At 55.1% G+C, this 15,138-nt stretch carries 14 protein-coding genes; 3 read left to right on the top strand and 11 right to left on the bottom strand.

The genetic code is table 11. The features are described from left to right. Window positions 1-37: 37 nt before the first annotated feature. The 5 genes from RHH53_RS04675 to RHH53_RS04655 all read right to left on the bottom strand — a co-directional run bounded on the left by RHH53_RS04675 (window position 38) and on the right by RHH53_RS04655 (window position 4,033). Window positions 38-1,051 (bottom strand): PAS domain-containing protein, encoded by a 1,014-nt coding sequence (locus RHH53_RS04675; RefSeq protein WP_302678983.1) that lies wholly within the window; start codon window positions 1,049-1,051, stop codon window positions 38-40. A gap of 66 nt (window positions 1,052-1,117) precedes the next feature. Next, on the bottom strand, window positions 1,118-2,125 hold the full coding sequence (cbiB, locus tag RHH53_RS04670) for an adenosylcobinamide-phosphate synthase CbiB (protein WP_206201266.1): 1,008 nt from the start codon (window positions 2,123-2,125) through the stop codon (window positions 1,118-1,120). Window positions 2,126-2,163: 38 nt separating this feature from the next. Beyond that, the gene (locus RHH53_RS04665; protein WP_206201265.1) at window positions 2,164-3,234 is read right to left on the bottom strand and encodes a Fe(3+) ABC transporter substrate-binding protein; all 1,071 of its coding nucleotides are present in this window, start codon (window positions 3,232-3,234) and stop codon (window positions 2,164-2,166) included. A 65-nt stretch (window positions 3,235-3,299) separates the two neighbouring features. Further along, the gene (locus tag RHH53_RS04660) at window positions 3,300-3,557 is read right to left on the bottom strand and encodes a hypothetical protein (RefSeq protein ID WP_310744162.1); all 258 of its coding nucleotides are present in this window, start codon (window positions 3,555-3,557) and stop codon (window positions 3,300-3,302) included. A gap of 143 nt (window positions 3,558-3,700) precedes the next feature. Next, window positions 3,701-4,033: a hypothetical protein gene (locus tag RHH53_RS04655; protein WP_206201264.1), complete on the bottom strand. Its 333-nt coding sequence runs from the start codon at window positions 4,031-4,033 to the stop codon at window positions 3,701-3,703. Window positions 4,034-4,409: 376 nt separating this feature from the next. Between RHH53_RS04655 and RHH53_RS04650 the strand changes: the two genes are divergently transcribed. Beyond that, window positions 4,410-5,918 (top strand): pyruvate kinase, encoded by a 1,509-nt coding sequence (locus RHH53_RS04650; protein ID WP_302678980.1) that lies wholly within the window; start codon window positions 4,410-4,412, stop codon window positions 5,916-5,918. Window positions 5,919-5,926: 8 nt separating this feature from the next. Here the strand turns inward: RHH53_RS04650 and RHH53_RS04645 are convergent, their stop codons facing one another. The 6 genes from RHH53_RS04645 to RHH53_RS04620 all read right to left on the bottom strand — a co-directional run bounded on the left by RHH53_RS04645 (window position 5,927) and on the right by RHH53_RS04620 (window position 13,161). Next, window positions 5,927-7,168 carry an efflux RND transporter periplasmic adaptor subunit gene (locus RHH53_RS04645; RefSeq protein WP_310744161.1) on the bottom strand — a complete coding sequence of 414 codons (1,242 nt, stop codon included), beginning with the start codon at window positions 7,166-7,168 and terminating at the stop codon, window positions 5,927-5,929. Window positions 7,169-7,205: 37 nt separating this feature from the next. Beyond that, a complete protein-coding gene (locus RHH53_RS04640; RefSeq protein WP_206201262.1) occupies window positions 7,206-8,141 on the bottom strand; it encodes a DNA polymerase III subunit delta' in 936 nt (311 codons plus the stop codon). Beyond that, the gene (locus tag RHH53_RS04635; RefSeq protein ID WP_310744160.1) at window positions 8,138-10,861 is read right to left on the bottom strand and encodes a CBS domain-containing protein; all 2,724 of its coding nucleotides are present in this window, start codon (window positions 10,859-10,861) and stop codon (window positions 8,138-8,140) included. Before RHH53_RS04635 ends, RHH53_RS04640 begins: the two co-directional genes overlap by 4 nt. 84 nt (window positions 10,862-10,945) lie before the next feature. Beyond that, window positions 10,946-11,440 carry an isoprenylcysteine carboxylmethyltransferase family protein gene (locus RHH53_RS04630; RefSeq protein WP_206201260.1) on the bottom strand — a complete coding sequence of 165 codons (495 nt, stop codon included), beginning with the start codon at window positions 11,438-11,440 and terminating at the stop codon, window positions 10,946-10,948. Window positions 11,441-11,488: 48 nt separating this feature from the next. Beyond that, a complete protein-coding gene (locus RHH53_RS04625; RefSeq protein WP_302678977.1) occupies window positions 11,489-12,022 on the bottom strand; it encodes a 4Fe-4S binding protein in 534 nt (177 codons plus the stop codon). 107 nt (window positions 12,023-12,129) lie between these two features. Further along, window positions 12,130-13,161 (bottom strand): D-alanine--D-alanine ligase family protein, encoded by a 1,032-nt coding sequence (locus tag RHH53_RS04620; protein WP_310437879.1) that lies wholly within the window; start codon window positions 13,159-13,161, stop codon window positions 12,130-12,132. 72 nt (window positions 13,162-13,233) lie between these two features. On the opposite strand from RHH53_RS04620, the gene RHH53_RS04615 reads away from it, so the two are divergent. Together RHH53_RS04615 and atpD are read left to right on the top strand one after the other, a co-directional pair. After that, window positions 13,234-13,428, top strand: coding sequence for a DUF2862 domain-containing protein (locus RHH53_RS04615; RefSeq protein WP_149817325.1), 195 nt, complete (start codon window positions 13,234-13,236; stop codon window positions 13,426-13,428). 228 nt (window positions 13,429-13,656) lie between these two features. Beyond that, window positions 13,657-15,105 carry a F0F1 ATP synthase subunit beta gene (gene atpD / locus RHH53_RS04610; protein WP_149817323.1) on the top strand — a complete coding sequence of 483 codons (1,449 nt, stop codon included), beginning with the start codon at window positions 13,657-13,659 and terminating at the stop codon, window positions 15,103-15,105. Window positions 15,106-15,138 lie beyond the last annotated feature (33 nt).

Genomic DNA, 15,138 nt, shown 5'->3' with positions numbered 1-15,138 from the left:
GGGAAGCGGAGTGGCCAATCGATTCATCATCCTAACCTTATGTGGAAAACTCCACAAGGGATGCTGCTCTCACACCTATACGATAGACCTGCGATTCAAAGTCGGTAACAGTACCAGTGGCGGTGAGGGCTTGGATAAACTCTTCGCGGCGACGCGGATTGACATAGAGCTGACCAGCAATGTCAGTGATGTGAGCCTGTAGATCCGCTGGGGAGTCATAAGCGTAGATGCGAGCCAAGGCGGGGTTGACTTTGAGGTAATGACCATTGGGACTAGATTGCAAGATCCCCTCTGTGGCATTTTCAAAAATACTGCGGTACTGGCTCTCGGCAAGGCGGAGCGATCGCTCGATCTCTTGGCGCTCTAGCACATTGGTAAATACTTGACCCATCACTTGCAGCAGTGGTAGGAGGGTCTCTAGGTGGGAATGAGCCTGACGTACAAAGTCTAATCCCAAAAAGCCGATCAACTCCTCACCGCGATTGAGGGCAACCACAAGGAGGGACTGAATTTGCTGGACGTCTAGACCTTGGCGATCAGGGGAATCCTTGGGCAGGTTTTGGATGCAAGGCCAGATGACATGATCCTGGCTCTGAATTTCTTCGAAAAAACGGGGATAGTCTTGAGTCACAATCCCCTGAAGCTGTTCCTGCTGAGGTTCAATGCCGGGGGCGCACCATTCGTAGGTATTGGAAAAGCTCCCTTGGGTACCGGGGTCACGTTCAAAGAGGTAAGCGCGATCGGCCTCCGTCATTTCCCCCAAAAGACCCAGCACCTTATGGATGGCCTGGGGAATCTCCGTCAGGGGGTCGAAAAAGGTTAGCAGTGCTCCATCCTGAAGCAGTGAAGCTACGGAGAGGTGATTCCCCAAAAGCTGCTGGCCAATGCTGTTGGCGCTAATGACTTGATATTGGGGTGGGCGGGTGGCAGAAACACCAATCAGTAGTAGCCCTTGGGCACTGTAGTTAAAAAAAATCTCCAACAGGCGATCGGCCATGGAGAGGGAGGAAGCGGCCAGTGTCTGGCCTTGCAGAGGAGAGGGCTGAACCACGGCCAATGTTTCTAAATTTTATTTCTTAATCCATCTACTCTAAACGATTCTGGCCAAGATGAACTGCTAAATGGAAAACACTTTATGCCACACCAAATGCCACACCAAAACGATGCCGCCTGTGGCTGTAAGGGTGATCAGGTAGAGGGAACGGCTGAGCCGCAGAGCTGCAATAATCGTGCCTTGATCAATGGGGTGCAGCGGTTCTCCTAAAAAGGGTTTCACTTTCACCGTGCCGCGATAGATATTCGTACCCCCCAGCCGTACGCCAAAAGCGGCTGCATAGGCACACTCACTCCAACCGGAATTGGGACTGGGATCCTTGGGCGCATCCTGGCAACACCACTGCCATACCCGCTGCCACTGCCTAGAGCAAAGGGCAACTAGAAAGACGAGCCACCGACAGGGCAACCACGTGAGCACATCATCGGTTTTGGCAGCAAACCATCCCCAGTGGGTGTAGGGTGGCTCGCGATAGCCAATCATTGAGTCCAAGGTACTGGCAGCTTTGTAGGCCATGACGAGGGGCAAGGGGGTTAGTTGCGGAACGATAAGGGTGGCGATCGCCCCATAAAACAGCGGTGCCATCATGCCATCAGTCGTATTCTCACTCACCGTTTCCAGAACCGCCCGCAGAATCTCAGGCGCCTCTAAGTGGGCAGTCTCGCGACCCACATACTTAGCCAAGGACTGGCGTGCCCCCTCAAGATTGCTAGCCGCCAAAGGTGCCAATACCTCTGCCGCTGCATCCCGCAGACTACGACCCGCAAAGCCACTGGCGGTGCCCACGACTGCAATCCCCCAACCGAGGAGGGGCGAAATCGTCATTCCCAGTGCCACCACCCCCCAACTGATGAGGGCAGAACCTAGGATTAAGCTCAGTGTCAGCAGCGCCCCCCCCAACCGCTGTCCCCAAACTGGCCAGCCTTGGCCATAGTTGAACCCGTTGCTAAGGGATTGAATATAGGCTCCCATCCAGCGCACGGGATGCGGCCAGCCCCACGGATCCCCAAGGCCAAAGTCAAGGAGGGCAGCAGCCAGAAGAATCGTGTAGGCAATGAAGGCGCAAGACACAGGAACGATCAACGGGGGCGATCGCTCATTTTAGAACCTTAGCGCCACCCCACCCGGTCCATAATCCGCAGAGCGTCGGCATTGTTGCGGCCAAACACTGCAGCATTGACATTTTGGCCACGGAAGTTGCCAAAGCGCCGCACAACCGGATGCAAGGGTACCCCGGAGCGCACGGGATATTCAAAGTTGGCCATGGCAAACATCTCCTGCGCCTTGGGACTCACTAAGTATTCGAGAAAACGAATGGCCCCTTGCCGATTGGGGGCACCCGCCACCACGCCACCACCGCAGATATTCACGTGGGCACCGCGATCGCGCTGATTCGGGAAGAACAAACCAACCTTCTCAGCAACTGCGCGGTCTTCTGCTTTATCTGAGGCCATTAATCGAGCGAGGTAGTAATGATTTGTAATTGCAATACCTCCAACACCCGCTGCACAAGCGCGAATTTGTGCGGTGTCATTTCCCTCTGGGGGTCGGGCAAAGTTGGCAACCAATCCCCGCACCCACTCTTCTGTTCTTTGAGAACCATGAATCGCCAGCAGTGAGCCTACCAAGGATTGGTTATAGACATGGCTGGAGCTGCGTGTGAGAATCTGCCGCCGCCACCTAGGATTAGCTAAGTCTTCGTAGGTGGACAGTTGATTGGGATTGACGCTGGATTTGTTGTAGATTAGAACGCGTACGCGCCGCGAGAGGCCAAACCAGTGACCTTGGGGTTCCCGCAGGTTGGCTGGCACCACGCTGTTGAGTACCCTTGACTGAATCGGCTGCAAAAGACCGGCCTGCTGGGCTCGCCACAAGCGACCAGCATCCACCGTAATCAACACATCGGCAGGACTCCGACTGCCCTCACTGCGAATCCGTTCAATTAGGGCATCGGCCTCAGCTTCAATGAGATTGACCCGAATGCCAGTTTGCTCGGTGAAACCGTTGTAGAGGGCTTTGTCGGTATCGTAGTGCCGTGCTGAATAGACATTGATCACACCCCCTGCCTGCCGCTGTTGAGCATTGCTCGATTCTGCTTTTTGGTTCCAGAGGTGGTGGGCGACATAGGCCGTTGCCCCAGCGCCCATGCCCAAGAGTACACGGCGACCGACTTTCTGCATAGTTGAGAATTTCTCCTAAATGCAATCTGAGAAATATTCTAGGACGATGGCTTTGTTTTTGCAATTTAGTTGCAATAAGTTAAGTCTTTGCTGTACCACCACTGGCGATCGCTAGGGGATAACTCCACCCAATAGAGCGTAATCACCATCATTGCCCCCGTTTCGAGGTGGCGCACCCAATAGCTGGGATGCCGTTTTGTGGCACTGTCGAGAACAAGCCGCCGACCAATGCGCCGCCAACTGGGTTCTTTGCTGCGCCAAGCAATGCGGCAACAGGGCCACGGTAACTGCTCGCGGTCAAAAAGGCGACAACAGGCACCCATGACCTCATAGCTGAATGAATAGCCGGGACTGTAGAATTGAGTCCCACTCGCCAAGACAGGTGGCTGTTCTATGGTTGAATCTGAGCCAATCAAGGGGATGCGCTAACGTGCAGGCCAGCTTTCCAGTGTATCAGGAATCCCCCCTAGGGTTCTTGGGCGGCAATCAAAAGGGCACAGCAGCTAAAGCCAATGACGAGGGGGAGCAAAGACTGCAGCCAGCCACTCAAGCCCGTGGTGACTAGGGCGATCGCCAGTGCCAACATCTGTAGGCGGCGTTGCTGCGGGGATGGGGCAGCCGGCAGGTCAATGAATTGCAAGCCATCGGTGGGCAAAGGTAAGGGCATCACGCCGCCAGGGGGAAACGCCCAATACTGGTACTGCTCAATAAAGAGATCTGTCCACCCATGTTCTTGGCACCAAGCCACTGCGGACTGATAGGAGTATTTGAGTAATTGCAACGAAGGATGACGATCCATAGGGGCACTGGTCAGGGCAAGACAATGAACATCTCTATTGAGAACATAACAGAACTGGGAAATCGGTTTGGAACCCTTGTAGTAACTCTTAATCCTTTTGCTTGGGAGAAAATTAAGATTCCCGAAAGAGGTCAGCAGATATACTGAAAGATAGATAGAGTTGTGTCAGAAAGCACAACGGTTCCTACACCACCGTTCGTTGCAGCCGAGTGATGTAAAGAAGTGTTTATTTATGTTTTGCAGTGAGGGGTATTGTTAAGCCATCAATTCATGGTTTTCAAGAATCACTAAATTTCCCGCAAATCCCCATGAAATCTGGCTTTGCCATGAGTCCAACCGAATCATGAATTCCCTTAAAATCATCTAGGAGGCAGTTATGTTGCTGGAGGCACCGACTGTACCGGTTTCACCGGTTGCCTTGCTCCATAGCTTGTTAGAACTGCGGCAGGAAATTACTAAAGAGGGGGAAGCCCGTTTTCAACAGTGGCAATCAAAAATTAAGCGATCCGAATTTATACCTAGTGCCCGCAATCTTGCCTACTATTTGGCCTTGCGCTGGCGGGATCTACGGGCAATTCAAATGGCCTTGATGCCTTGGGGGTTATCGTCCTTAGGACGGATCGAGTCGCGGGTGCTCCCCAATTTGGATGCGGTGATCAATACTTTGGGCGCCCTGTGCCATACCCATGAGTCACTGCCCCCCCGCCCACCCTTAGATGCCTTTTTTGCGGGCGATCGCCAACTGCGCCGCCAGACGGAAGAACTCTTTGGATCCATTCGCGGCAAACGCCATGGGCGCATCATGGTGACCCTGCCCCCTGAGGCGGCGACTGACCCCCAATGGAGCATTACCCTGCTGCGCAAGGGCATGAACTGTGCCCGCATCAACTGTGCCCACGATGACCCTGCCACTTGGGAAGCGATGATTGAGCACCTGCAAGCGGCAAGCCACATTACGGGTCAACCCTGCAAAATTCTCATGGACTTGGGGGGGCCAAAACCCCGCATTGCCGACATTTTTCCGGAAACGGTGCGCGTCCACGGCGGCGATCGCCTGCGGCTGACAACGGAAATTTGCCCTGATGGTGGAGAAATACCGCAATTCACCTGCTCCTTGCCAGAAATTTTGCCGCAATTGGCGGTGGGGCAGCGGGTTTGGATTGATGATGGCCACATTGGCGGTCGCATTGTCAGCAAAGATGAGCAAGGGGTGGAACTGACTATCACCCACTGCAAAGAAGGACAGCGGTTGAAAGTGGCCAAAGGCTTGAACTTCCCCGACAGTGATTTGCGCCTGTGTCCTCTGACCGAAAGCGATCGCGAGCATCTGGCCTTTGCTTGCCGCCATGCCGACATCATTGGCTACTCCTACGTCCAGTCCGCCGAGGATATTGCCCTACTGCAACGGGAACTGGAGCATTGTTGTGGCGATCGCGCCGACCAGATGGGCATCATTGCCAAAATTGAGACCCCGAAAGCAATTCGAGCACTGCCAGAACTGATCATCCAAGCGGCGGGTCGGCAACCCTTTGGCGTCATGATTGCCCGAGGTGATCTCGCGGTTGAAATTGGCTACCAACGCTTGGCAGAAATGCAGGAGGAAATCCTCTGGCTCTGTGAAGCCGCCCATGTGCCCGTGGTTTGGGCCACCCAAGTCCTTGAAAACTTGGTGAAAAAAGGCGTGCCCTCCCGTGCAGAAATCACGGATGCGGCGATGGCGGAGCGAGCGGAGTGTGTCATGCTCAACAAAGGCCCCTATGTGGGACTGGCAGTAGATATCCTCGATGATGTCCTTGCCCGCATGGAAGCCCACCAGCAGAAGAAAACACCGCAACTGCGGGCACTGCACTCGTGGCACCCCTACGAGACAATTGTGCGCCAATAAACCTCTAGTTAGCCTTCAGAGAGGATGCTGGGGCGAATTTTATCCCCGTCCCGCAGGGGCCGACCCGAACGGACGACATAGCGATCGCCGGCATTCAAACCACTGAGGATTTCCACTTTGCCCTCCCGCCGTTGGCCTAGGGTGACCTGCCGCTCCTGCACGCGATCGCCAACCACCACAAAAACGCTGCCTTGCCGTGAGGATAGTTGCCCCTCCTCAAAACCACTGAGGGCGGATTGCGGAATCATCAAACGCGGCGCATTCGCTCCTTGGAAGGCCACCCGTGCCAGTAAACCACTGCCCAGGCGTTCATCGGCATTGTCAATCACAACTTCCACAGGAATCAGACGGGCAGCGGCGGCGGCAGGTGAAATTCGCGTAATCCGTCCTTCATAGGTGCGGTTGGGCACGGCATCAAACGTCACTGTTGCCCCTTGGCCGGGAGCTAATCTCGCTAATTCCCGTTCCGAGACTTCCACAACAACTTTGAGTTGACGAATATCGCCAAGGCGAAGAACTTCTCCCCCCGGTTGCAGTAGGTTGCCCACTTCTGTCAGTCGCTCTAGCACCACGCCATTGAGGGGCGATCGCAGGAGGGCTTGATTCAACCGTGCCCGTGCCTGTTGGACAAAGGCGATTTGGGCTTGCACCCGACCTTGGGCAACGGCCACCCCCTGTTGGGCGGTCACCACCTCTGCTTCACGAGACCGCAGTACCTGCCGTGCTGTTTGCGCCGTTGTGCGTGCCTGTTCCGCTGCTTGTGCTGAGACGGCACCATCCCGCAGCAGGGTTTCAAGGCGGCGGGCGTCACTTTCCGCCTGTTGGAGGGTAAGACGGGCTTCTTCGACGGCTGTACGGGCGCGATTGACGGCGGCTTGGGCTTGGATCACCTCGTTGCGACGGGCAGCCAGTTCTGCCTCTGCTGCAAAGACGGCATTTTTGAGGACAACGGGATCCACCTCCGCCAACAGTTGCCCCGCTTGCACGCGATCGCCCACATCTACACTCAGGTGAAGAACTTGTCCCTCCACCTGCGATCGCACCATCACTTCACGGTAGGGGTGAGTGGTACCTGTCAGGGTTGAGCCTGTTTCCAGCCGTTCCAAGCGTGCCACCGCCACATCAGCAGTAACCCCTTCACTCTCCGGACGCGCGACTGCCGGTGATTCTAAGCGATTTATTGCCGACTGGCATCCCCCCAAGAGCACCGCGATCGCGATCGCCCCCAGCCATTGTTGTTTCGCCATCATCTGTCTATTTATCTTCCCAACTGCTGCCGATAGCCTATCACACCGTCCCCAACTGCATCAGTAACACCTCCCAGACAAGGCGAGGCTGAACGTACTGCTGCAAATACTGACGGGCACGCTCCAATTGCTGAAGCATAGACACCTTCTGCGGGAACGATCCCCCTTGCCAAATTTGCTGCTGCATTAGACCGAGGAGCCAGAGCTGTCGTTCCACATCAAGGGATTGGCTAATATCTCGTGCCAATTCCAAAGCAGTTTGTAAAGGGAGGGGTGTGGTCAGTTGTTTGCCGAGGTGGCGGAACGGCTCAGGAATCTCTCGCCATGTTTGCCACGCTTGCAGAACTGCTCCTGGGGAGCCAGCTCCTAGGTCAAAGAGGGCGGGGCTAACCTCCTGCCAAAATTCAGGGGGGGCGACCTGTCGCAGGACCTGTTCGAGATCGGAACGGTTGAGGGGATAGAAGGGAATTTTCTGACAACGGGAAACTATCGTATTCAAGAGTGCTGACGGACTGGGAGCAATGAGAATCAACGTGGCACGCCCCGGTTCTTCGAGGGTTTTTAGCAGGGCATTGGCGGCGGCTTCGTTCATGGTTTCAGCTTGGGTCAAGACCACTAGCGATCGCGACGCACGCATCGGCGGTTGGCTGAGGTGACGGCTAAGTTGGCGAATTTGCTCTAGACGAATCTGGGGGGCACTGCGGGGAATCTCCTTCTCAGCGGCGAGGAGTTGGCGACGGGTGTAGAGCGTCCCTTGGACACTGTAGGTGGGTTCAATCCAGAGGACATCCGGGTGGTTGCTGAGATCACTGGCCTCGTTGAGAATTGCTTGCAGAAAACAGCGGGCAGTGAGGGCACGGCCTACCCCTTCAGGTCCAATAAAGAGATAGGCGGGGGCGAGTCGCTGGCGATCGAGGGCATGGGTCAGGAGTTGCACAGCGGTTGGTTGACCAATGACAGAGCGAAACCAATTCATGGTTTGGGGAAATGGGCTGCAACATAGGCAATGGCACTGGGGCGATCGCTGACAAGGCCATCAAGCATTGCCGATCGCAGGGCAAGGAGAATTTGCCGTAACTGCGGTCCGCGAGGATAGCCCAACTGTTGCAGATCATGGCCATTTAGGGGCGGCTTTTGCAATCGCCAATGCCAGAGATACTCCCGCAATAGGGCGACATCCCCTAAATCGGCTGCGCTACCTTTTGCCTGCTGTACTGCGGCCAAAAGCACAATGACGGGTAAGGGGTGACGCTCTAAAAATTCACAGTAGCGACTGCGCTGTTGCTGGCTCTGCCGCAATCTCTGCCACTCCTGTTGGCATTGAGGAAAAGTGTCCAGCCACTCACAGATGTGCTCCCCCAGTTGCAGTTGACGGGCGATCGCCCCCGCCGTGGGGACAGTCACAATCAAGGCCAAGAGTTCTAGCTCCCACAGGGGAAAGGTTTGCCACTCTTGCCGCTCAGGCACTTCTGGCCACCACTCCCAAACCAATTTCAAGCGCACCTTGGCCGCCTGATCAAACCTCACTTGGCGATCTAAACACTCAAGGGCACCCAATTCCGCCAGCAGGGTCAAGGCACGCTCACCGCCAAAGTGTTCCGTTGGCGCAAGGGGCAGTTCAAGGATGTGGCGCAGTTCATTGCGCAGCCGACTTTGCAGGGAAGGCCGTTTTGAGGTGGGGCGATCGCGGGTGGCAAAGACACCGCTGGTGAGGGCATATTCAATGTACTGGCGGGTTTGCGGCTCTAGGTCAAAGCCAAGGCGCACAGCAAAGCGCACGGCTCGAAAAATCCGCGTCGGGTCTTCAATAAAGCTATTGGGGTGGAGCACCCGAATCAGTCGCCGCTGCAAATCCTCCCGTCCGCCAAAAAAATCAAGGACTTCCCCATGGCGCGGTGGTGTTAGGCGCATGGCTAGGGCATTGATGGTAAAATCGCGGCGGTAGAGATCTTGGCGAATCGAACTGGCAGCCACTTCCGGATGCGCGGCTGGATAGGGATAAAACTCACTGCGGGCGGTGGCAATATCCACAGCAAACCCGGCTAAGGGCAAGGCCTTCGGCCAGTGAAGTGCAGCGGTTTGAAACTGACCGTAGATCTGTAAATCGGTCTCTGGGTAGAGGTCATGGAGCGCTTGTGCCAAATGCACGCCAGCAGCTTCCTCCTGTTGCACCCCATCCACCACCAAATCAAACTCCCGTGTCGGTAAATGGTGATTTCCTTGGGCGATCGCCAGCAGTAGATCCCGCACTGCGCCACCCACAAGGTATAGTTGCCAGCCGCGTTCCTTGGCGATCGCTGCCGCCCGTTGTAGTAGTGTCCACAGTTGCTCCGGCAGCCGTTGTTGCAGTGCCTCGTAAAGATTTAGGGTTGGCAAGGGGCAGACCGTTTCCGTTTCGCGGCTGAGGGCATAGAGGTGGCGCAGCACATCGGTACGGGTGACAATTCCCACAAGATCACCTTGCTTATTCACCACTGGTAATCGCCCAATATCGTACTGCACCATTAGGGCTTGAATCTCTGGCAGTGGCGTTGTCGGGGAAACCGTGCGCACCGGTGCTTTCATGTATCCTTTGACCGGGGCATGGGCAAAGCCGTGGTGCAGCGCTACATCCAAATCTCGCCGTGAAATAATCCCCTGAAGTTCCCCTGCAGCACTCACCACCGACAGACCAGAGTGGCCATAGCGCAGCAAGACGCGGTGGGCATCGGCAATGGGGGTTTCTGGACGTACTGTTCGTACGGGTGAGGACATGAGTTCTGCCGCTGTTGGCGGATGGGGAATCTGTGCTTGAAGCGCTGTAAATATCTCTTTGAGCACCGCCTCTGGCTGGTCTGTGGTCATCGTCACTGCGGCGGCTTGGGCATGGCCACCCCCGCCAAGGGGAGCCAGCAAATGGGCAACATTGACATTGGGAATTTGGCTGCGGGCAATAATGGCGAGATGATGTTGGCGATAGCTATGCCCAAGGAGAATGGCATCGCATTCACTGAGATCCGCCAATTGGGTGATTAACCGCGAGAGGCCGGGGAGATACTCCGCCGTATGCAGCAGCACCCAGCCCAGCCGATAGCCCTGATAAACTACTTGCTGGAGATTTGCCCATGCTTGGCGTAGATAAGGTTGCAGGTCTGCACTCAAGCCAGCCTCGGAATAGGTGGCGATCGCCCGCTGATTGGCACCTTGGCTCAACAGCCATGCCAAGGCCTGCACATCCCGCACCGTGGTTTGCTCAAAGGTCAAGGAACCCGTATCGGCGTGAATCCCTAGGGCAAGAACCGTTGCTTCTGTGGGTGTGAGGCGAACCTCTGCGGTCTGCAACTGCTCGCAAATGATAGTACTGGTGGCTCCAACGGGTTCTAACCATTGCTGCTGGGAGACAATATCCCCCGTCATCTCCAAATGGTGATCGTACAGGCCAATTTGGACTTGGGGTTGATCCAGCCATCCTGCGGCTTGCCCCAACTGGCGACGCCACTGCGTATCCACCACCCAAATCTGGCGCAATTGACTGGGGTCAACGGCTCTTGCTTCAATGAGGGGATATTCATCGCGATGGTAGGCCAAAAACTCCCCCACCTTGGGATGGGTTCCCCCAGTCAAGACAATTTTGGTTCCCGGATAAAGGCGTGTGACACCGACGGCTGCCCCAAGGGTGTCAAAATCAGCAATTTGATGACAAAGGACAACATCCATCAAAGATTCCGCAAGGGGATTGCAATCATAGCGTAGCTTAATGGCCTAGGCAATAAATGAGTACAAAAATTAGTGTTAAGTATTTTAGTACAGGAAGGGAATCAGTTTCTTCACCCTTTGCCGATACGTGGCATAGTCCTTAAACTTGGCCAACAGCCACTGTTCCTCCTGAGCGGCCTTGTGGTCAAAGAAGATAAAGAGGGCGATCGCCCCCAGCCCGTGGGAAAGACTCATTTGCCATACACCATAGGCCAAGGCCAAAAAGATCACACTGCTATAGATCGGATGGCGCACCCAACCATAAACCCCCGTGGTCACTAACTGACTGTCCTCTTTGGGATGGGGTAGGGGCGTCAAGTTGTTCCCTAGGTGAAACAAGCCAGCCATGCCTAGACCAAGGCCAATCAGACCCAAGCCAAGGGTCAATCCTAGGCGCACCACCAAGGGCAGGCTAACCACTCGGACCACTGGCAAGAGAATAAAGCCGATACTGAGTACCGTTTGGCCAATGACCCAAAATTCTCCCCGTTGATTGCGCCACCAGTCTTTGCTGAAGCCCCACTCTTGCAGTTTATTCACCTTGGTTGCCGCTGTTGGTGGATATCTTCAATTCTAGCGATCGCGCGCTCATTCCACAGGGGGCAACAATTTTGTGGCTTTCGCACTGGCCTTTTTCGCCTTCGTCTGGCCACTTCCCAGTTTACCCAAGGATTCTTGGAGTGTGCCCATCGGGCAAATCGCGCACCATGCCCGCTGATTAAAGATCACCCCCAAGAGAATCGCAACAATGGAGGTGACGACGCACATATTGACAAAGAGGCCACCTACCGCCACCCAGTTGCCCCATGCCAATGTCATGCGAAGGGCAAAAACCGTCATGATGAAGCTAAACACCGCCCAGCGAAAACTTTGTTTTTTGAATAGTTTGGGATAGGGACGGTGGGGACTAAAGTGATAAAGCACAATGTCTAGGAACGCGCCACGCGGGCAGAGGTTGCCACACCAATAGCGGCTACGAAAATAGGCCAGCGCAGGAATACCCAGCATCATGGCCAGCATGAGGTACCCCAGCCACGGATACCAGAGGCCACCGATCGCAATTAGAAAAAATAGCCAAATCATTGCCCACTGACTGGGCTTGCCCCTCAACGATCGCTTCATAACCTGCCTAGTCTTATAGTCTTATATGACTATAGAGTTATTTAATAGAAAAAATCAAGGCCTAGATGCAGTGTCTTTATGACTCTTTACGTTGCTCAGGGGAATAGCTAGCCGTGCCGCTCTAGGGCCAATTGCACCAAGCGATGGACTAATTCTGGAAAGGGTACACCACTTGCCGCCCACAGTTGGGGGTACATACTCAGGGCGGTAAACCCCGGTAGGGTATTCACTTCATTAATCAGGATTTCGCCAGTGCTGGGTACATAGAAAAAATCAAAGCGGGCAAGGCCAGCGGCATCAAGGGCTTGAAAGGCCTGTAGGGACATCGTGCGGATCTGCTCACTCACCGCTGGGGGAATCTCCGCAGGAATATGGAGTTGAGCGCGGCCATCGGTGTATTTGGTTTCGTAGTCATAGAACTCGCTGCTGTAGGTAATCTCCCCCACCACCGAAGCTTGGGGTTTATCATTGCCGAGCACCGCGCACTCTAGCTCACGGGCAACCACACCCGCTTCCACAATGATGCGGCGATCCAGTTCGGCAGCGGCCTCAAGGGCAGTTGTCAGTTGTTGGCGATTTTTGGCCTTGGAGATGCCCACTGAGGAGCCAAGGTTGGCAGGTTTGACAAAGCAGGGATAGCCCAATTCAGTTTCAATGCGATCGCACAAATGGTTGTAACGACAGGGATCCGACCACAGGTCACTGCGCTGCAGGGCTACGTAGCGCACTTGGGGTAAGCCCACAGCCCCAAAGACCGTTTTCATCAAGATTTTGTCCATCCCAATGGCCGAGGCAGCCACCCCCGAACCCACGTAGGGGCGTTGCATCAATTGCAGCAGGCCTTGCATCGTACCATCTTCACCATTGGGGCCGTGGAGAATCGGGAACCAAACATCAATGGTTTCGGCAACCGCAGGAAACTGCCACAGGGAGTCCTCTGGTGCTGCGCCCTCGGGGATGCCAACGCGGTCTGTGGAGCGCCAGCGACCGTCTTTTTGGATGTAGATCGGAATCACGTCATAGCGATCGCGATTGTCGCCCTCGGTAAAGGCTTGGGCGATCGCTGCCGCCGAGACCACCGAAACTTCATGCTCCCGTGAGCGACCGCCAAACAATAGCCCGACCCGCAGACGACCCATAGGACAAACCCGTGTGAATGTGACGGTTTCTTGGTACGATTTTCAAGGATTATACAAAGTTTGGGAGTTGCTATGGACGTGGGGCAAAAAGTGCGCGTCTGTCGAATTCGCGATCGCGTCGCCCAAGACATCATTCAAAAACTCGGCCAAGTGGGTCAAATTACTGGTTTTAAGATGACCGATGGCAGTGGGGTTGGCGTCATTGTCACCTTCGACGATCGCTCCAGCACTTGGTTTTTTGAGGACGAAATTGAAGTCGTCGGCTAATTCCTGCCCTGCCGCCTTTTTCACAGCAACTGAGCGGGGTCAATAAGACCTCAGATTTGGATCCCACTGAATCCGATAGAAAAAGGCTGCATTAGTGGTACGTTGTATTGTGGTGCGCTTGCACCAAACGCTGCATTCCACTTTCAGTCTCGATCGTTGTGCCCCTTGGGGAGCGATCGCCCTCTGAAAAAACGCAAATGAATTTACCTAGACAGTAGGCAAACGTCCATGGTCATATCAGCAGAACGAACCAATGTAGGCTTTATTACTCAGGTCATTGGCCCTGTCGTTGACATTGAATTTCCCAGCGGCAAAATGCCCGCCATTTACAACGCCCTGCGGATTCAAGGCAAAAACGAGGCCGGCTTAGACGTGGCTGTAACCTGTGAAGTGCAACAACTCCTTGGCGATAACCGCGTCCGTGCCGTTGCCATGAGCAGCACCGATGGCTTAGTGCGGGGAATGGAAGCCGTAGATACCGGTGCCCCCATCAGCGTGCCCGTAGGGACAGCCACCCTTGGTCGCATCTTCAACGTGCTGGGTGAACCCGTGGACGAAAAAGGCGCTGTCAGTGCCACTGAAACCCTGCCCATTCACCGTCCTGCTCCCAGCTTTACGCAACTGGAAACCAAGCCCTCGGTGTTTGAAACGGGCATCAAGGTGATTGACCTGCTCACCCCCTATCGCCGTGGCGGTAAAATTGGCCTCTTTGGCGGTGCGGGCGTCGGCAAGACCGTGATCATGATGGAGCTGATCAACAACATTGCCACCCAACACGGTGGAGTGTCGGTGTTTGCTGGCGTGGGCGAACGTACCCGCGAAGGCAATGACCTCTACAACGAAATGATTGAATCGGGCGTGATCGACAAAAACGATCCCAGCAAATCTAAAATCGCCCTTGTGTACGGTCAAATGAACGAACCCCCCGGCGCACGGATGCGTGTGGGTCTGTCGGGGCTGACGATGGCCGAATACTTCCGCGATGTCAACAAGCAGGATGTGCTGCTGTTTATTGATAACATTTTCCGCTTTGTGCAAGCCGGTTCTGAGGTGTCGGCGCTACTCGGTCGGATGCCCTCTGCGGTGGGATATCAGCCCACCCTCGGTACCGATGTGGGTGCCCTACAAGAGCGGATTACCTCGACCACGGAAGGTTCGATTACTTCGATTCAAGCGGTCTATGTGCCTGCGGACGACCTGACTGACCCTGCTCCGGCCACGACCTTTGCCCACTTGGATGGGACAACGGTGCTCTCCCGTGGTCTAGCTGCAAAAGGGATTTACCCCGCTGTGGATCCCCTTGGCTCCACCTCCAACATGTTGCAGCCGGACATTGTGGGTCAGGAGCACTATCAAACAGCACGGGCGGTGCAAGCGACCCTTCAGCGCTACAAAGAGCTGCAGGACATTATTGCCATTTTGGGTCTCGATGAACTCTCTGAGGAAGACCGCCTAACCGTGGCGCGGGCACGCAAAATTGAGCGCTTCCTGTCTCAGCCCTTCTTTGTGGCGGAAGTGTTCACCGGTGCCCCCGGCAAATACGTCACCCTCGAAGAAACCATCAAAGGCTTCCAGATGATCCTCAGCGGTGAGCTGGATGATCTGCCCGAACAAGCCTTCTACATGGTGGGCAATATCGAAGAAGCCAAAGCTAAGGCTGAAAAACTCAAAGCCTAGGTTTCACAGGTGTCCATACAGGGTGGGGCAACC

The sequence above is a fragment of the Thermosynechococcus sp. PKX82 genome (genome assembly GCF_031583255.1).
In the GTDB taxonomy this organism is placed as follows: Bacteria; Cyanobacteriota; Cyanobacteriia; order Thermosynechococcales; family Thermosynechococcaceae; genus Thermosynechococcus.
Note: the sequence above shows the minus strand (reverse complement) of the source record. Positions and strands in the feature narration are given on the sequence as shown.

What these genes read in the sequence shown, in the direction of transcription:
- RHH53_RS04655 (WP_206201264.1), bottom strand. Translation starts at nt 4,033, where the DNA reads ATGGATCGTCATCCTTCGTTGCAATTACTCAAATACTCCTATCAGTCC.
- RHH53_RS04660 (WP_310744162.1), bottom strand. Translation starts at nt 3,557, where the DNA reads ATGGGTGCCTGTTGTCGCCTTTTTGACCGCGAGCAGTTACCGTGGCCC.
- RHH53_RS04625 (WP_302678977.1), bottom strand. Translation starts at nt 12,022, where the DNA reads ATGAAGCGATCGTTGAGGGGCAAGCCCAGTCAGTGGGCAATGATTTGG.
- RHH53_RS04615 (WP_149817325.1), top strand. Translation starts at nt 13,234, where the DNA reads ATGGACGTGGGGCAAAAAGTGCGCGTCTGTCGAATTCGCGATCGCGTC.
- RHH53_RS04640 (WP_206201262.1), bottom strand. Translation starts at nt 8,141, where the DNA reads ATGAATTGGTTTCGCTCTGTCATTGGTCAACCAACCGCTGTGCAACTC.
- RHH53_RS04650 (WP_302678980.1), top strand. Translation starts at nt 4,410, where the DNA reads ATGTTGCTGGAGGCACCGACTGTACCGGTTTCACCGGTTGCCTTGCTC.
- atpD (WP_149817323.1), top strand. Translation starts at nt 13,657, where the DNA reads ATGGTCATATCAGCAGAACGAACCAATGTAGGCTTTATTACTCAGGTC.
- RHH53_RS04665 (WP_206201265.1), bottom strand. Translation starts at nt 3,234, where the DNA reads ATGCAGAAAGTCGGTCGCCGTGTACTCTTGGGCATGGGCGCTGGGGCA.
- RHH53_RS04620 (WP_310437879.1), bottom strand. Translation starts at nt 13,161, where the DNA reads ATGGGTCGTCTGCGGGTCGGGCTATTGTTTGGCGGTCGCTCACGGGAG.
- RHH53_RS04645 (WP_310744161.1), bottom strand. Translation starts at nt 7,168, where the DNA reads ATGATGGCGAAACAACAATGGCTGGGGGCGATCGCGATCGCGGTGCTC.
- RHH53_RS04635 (WP_310744160.1), bottom strand. Translation starts at nt 10,861, where the DNA reads ATGGATGTTGTCCTTTGTCATCAAATTGCTGATTTTGACACCCTTGGG.